2 protein-coding genes are annotated in these 3,361 nt (G+C 58.4%); one reads left to right on the top strand and one right to left on the bottom strand.

Annotated elements, in window-relative coordinates; translation table 11 throughout:
• Nucleotides 1-2,988, top strand: a 2,988-nt coding sequence (locus tag RCH87_RS10350; protein WP_306516619.1) for a pyruvate carboxylase, incomplete at its 5' end; no start/stop codon positions are given.
• A 44-nt stretch (nucleotides 2,989-3,032) separates the two neighbouring features.
• On the opposite strand, the gene RCH87_RS10345 is transcribed toward RCH87_RS10350, so the two are convergent.
• Nucleotides 3,033-3,361 (bottom strand): ABC transporter substrate-binding protein (locus RCH87_RS10345; protein ID WP_306516618.1); only part of this gene is annotated, 329 nt, incomplete at its 5' end.

Below are 3,361 nucleotides of genomic sequence, written 5' to 3'. Positions count from 1 at the left end.
GTCGATACGCTGGTGGAATACTCCTCGGAATTTGAATACCCGCTGTTCGTCAAAGCCGTCGCTGGTGGTGGTGGCCGCGGTATGCGCTTCGTGAAAAGCGAGAAAGAGCTGCGGACGAAAATCGCTGAAGCCTCTCGTGAAGCCGAGGCCGCGTTCGGCGATGCCAGCGTCTATCTCGAAACTGCGGTGATCAAACCGCAACACATCGAGGTACAGATTTTGGCGGACTCGCAGGGCAACGTCGTCCACCTCTATGAGCGCGATTGCTCGCTGCAGCGTCGCCACCAGAAGGTCGTCGAAATTGCTCCGGCGCAGTTTTTGGATCCACAGTTGCGGGAAAAGATTTGTGCCGACGCGGTGCGTTTCTGTGAGCACATCAACTACGAAGGCGCCGGTACGGTCGAGTTTCTTGTCGACGAAAATGGCAAGCATGTCTTCATCGAGATGAACCCGCGTGTGCAGGTCGAGCACACGGTTACTGAGGAAGTAACCTCTGTCGACATCGTGAAATCGCAGATGCACATTGCTGCTGGTGCGAGCCTGGAGCAGCTGGGGCTGCGCCAAGAAGATATCAAGTTGACTGGTGCTGCTCTGCAGTGCCGTATTACCACCGAGGATCCAGCCAACGGCTTCCGCCCAGACACCGGTACTGTTTCGTCTTATCGCTCGCCGGGTGGAGCTGGTGTGCGTCTGGATGGTGCGACCTCCGTGGGCGCAGAGATCACCCCGAATTTCGACTCGCTGCTGGTGAAGATGACCTGCCGGGGCGCGGACTTCCAGATTGCGGTGGCCCGTGCTCAGCGAGCCCTGAACGAGTTCACGGTCACAGGCGTGTCGACGAATATTGGCTTCCTGCGTGCCCTTCTGCGCGAACCAGAATTCGCGAACGAGCGCATCAACACCGGCTTCATCGCCGATCACCCACACCTGCTAGAAGCCCCTCCGGCCGATGATGAGCCGGGCCGCATCTTGGAATACATCGCGGATATGACCGTGAACAAGCCACACGGCGAACGTCCAACTGCGTTGCGTGCCTTCGATAAGCTGCCAAAACAATTGGCACCTGAAATCCCGAAGGGTTCGCGCGATCGCTTGCTGGAATTGGGGCCAGAAGGCTTCGCGAAGTCGATCCGTGAGCAAGACGCTTTGGCCGTCACCGACACGACTTTCCGCGACGCACACCAGTCGTTGCTTGCTACTCGCGTGCGTACCTCCACGCTGTTTGCTGCTGCGCAGCACGTGGCCCGCATGACGCCGGACTTGTACTCCGTAGAGGCCTGGGGTGGCGCCACCTACGACGTTTCCATGCGCTTTTTGCACGAAGACCCATGGCAGCGCCTGGATCTGTTGCGCAAAGAAATGCCGAACATCAACCTGCAGATGCTGCTGCGTGGACGCAACACCGTCGGTTATACGCCGTATCCGGACGCGGTCGCCAAGGCATTCGTCCAAGAAGCCTCGGATTCTGGTATCGACATCTTCCGCATCTTCGACGCTTTGAATGATGTTTCCCAGATGCGCCCAGCGATCGATGCGGTGCTGGAGACCAACAAGTCTGTCGCCGAGGTTGCCATGGCGTATTCCGGCGATATGACTTCGCCGAAAGAAAACATCTACACGCTGGATTATTACCTGCGCCTGGCTGAAGAAATCGTGGAATCCGGTGCGCACGTGCTGGCAATCAAAGATATGGCTGGTCTGTTGCGTCCGGCAGCTGCGACCAAGCTGATCACTGAGCTGCGTAAGAACTTCGATGTGCCGGTGCACGTGCACACCCACGACACCGCCGGTGGCCAGCTGGCGACGTATCTGGCAGCAGCCAATGCAGGTGCCGACGCGGTCGACGGTGCTTCGGCACCGCTGGCCGGCACTACCTCGCAGCCGTCGCTGTCCGCAATCGTCGCTGCCTTCGAAAACACCGAGCGCGACACTGGCCTGGACTTGCAGGCCGTGGGCGACCTGGAACCATACTGGGAAGCAGTGCGCCAAGTTTACGCGCCATTCGAGTCCGGTATCCCTGGTCCAACTGGCCGCGTGTACAAGCACGAAATTCCGGGTGGCCAGCTGTCCAACCTGCGTACGCAGGCCAGCGCTCTGGGGCTGGCCGATCGCTTCGAGCTTATCGAAGACACTTACGCAGCCGTCAACGAGATGCTAGGTCGCCCAACGAAGGTGACACCATCATCGAAGGTGGTTGGCGATTTGGCGTTGCACCTGGTGGGCGCCAACGTCTCGCCAGAAGACTTCGCGGCTGATCCGCAGAAGTACGACATCCCGGATTCCGTCATCGCGTTCTTGCGCGGTGAGCTGGGTACCCCACCGGCTGGTTGGCCTGAGCTGAAGGATAAGGCGCTGGCGGGCCGTTCCGAATCGAAACCGCAGTTGACTGAAGTACCGGAGGCAGAAGAAAAAGCGCTTGCCGACGACGACAAGTGGGTACGGCGCAATGGATTGGACCGACTTCTGTTCCCGAAGCAGGTGGAGGAATTCGCCGAATTCAAACGCCGCTACGGAGATACTTCAGCATTGGACGACCGCGTATTCTTCTACGGCTTGGTGGAAGGCGAGGAGACCGTCTTGCACTTCGCACCGGATGAGACCGGCTTTACCCCGCCATCAATGGTGGTTCGCTTGGATGCCGTGGGCGATCCAGACGAAAAGGGTATCTGCAATGTCGTGATGAACGTCAACGGCCAGATCCGCCCGATCAAGGTCCGCGATCAATCCGTGGAATCCTCGGTGGCTTCGGTGGAAAAAGCTGATAAGTCTAACCCTGGCCACGTGGCCGCACCGTTCGCTGGTGTGGTGAACCCAACCGCACAGGTTGGAGATAAGGTCTCTGCTGGTGACGAGGTGGCGATCATTGAGGCGATGAAGATGGAAGCCCAAATCTCTGCCACCGTCGACGGCACTATCGAGCGCGTCGCTATGGGGCAGGCGACGAGCGTTGAAGGTGGCGACTTGATCGTAGTGATCAAGGAAGACTAGCCCGCTGGTGCTAGCAGCTGCCTAGCGGGCCGCGAACCGGCTGCTTAGTCAGCATCCACCCCGAAGTACTCGGCGATATCGTCGAGTACTTCGTTTGCTCCATAAATGCCGACGGCGCTCATCCAAATGGTGTCGTCGACATCGTGGATCTCACCTTTCAGTTGGTTCCAGAGCGGATTGCGCTGGAATTCTTCTTGTGTCTTTGCGGCTTCGCCATCGTTGTCGCCATACGCGCTGGTAAAGATGTAGTCTGCATCCGCTTTGGCGATTTCTTCTGCGGAAATTTCGGTGCTGAACCCAGTGCCGGTGGAAGCGTCATTTCGTGCGAAGCCGAGATCGGCAAAGATCACCCCGATATAGCTGTCGTCTTTAT

Origin of the sequence: Corynebacterium sp., from assembly GCF_030826625.1 — a bacterium.
In the GTDB taxonomy this organism is placed as follows: Bacteria; Actinomycetota; Actinomycetes; order Mycobacteriales; family Mycobacteriaceae; genus Corynebacterium.
The sequence above is the reverse complement of the archived record's forward strand: the minus strand, read 5'-3'. Positions and strand labels throughout refer to the sequence as shown.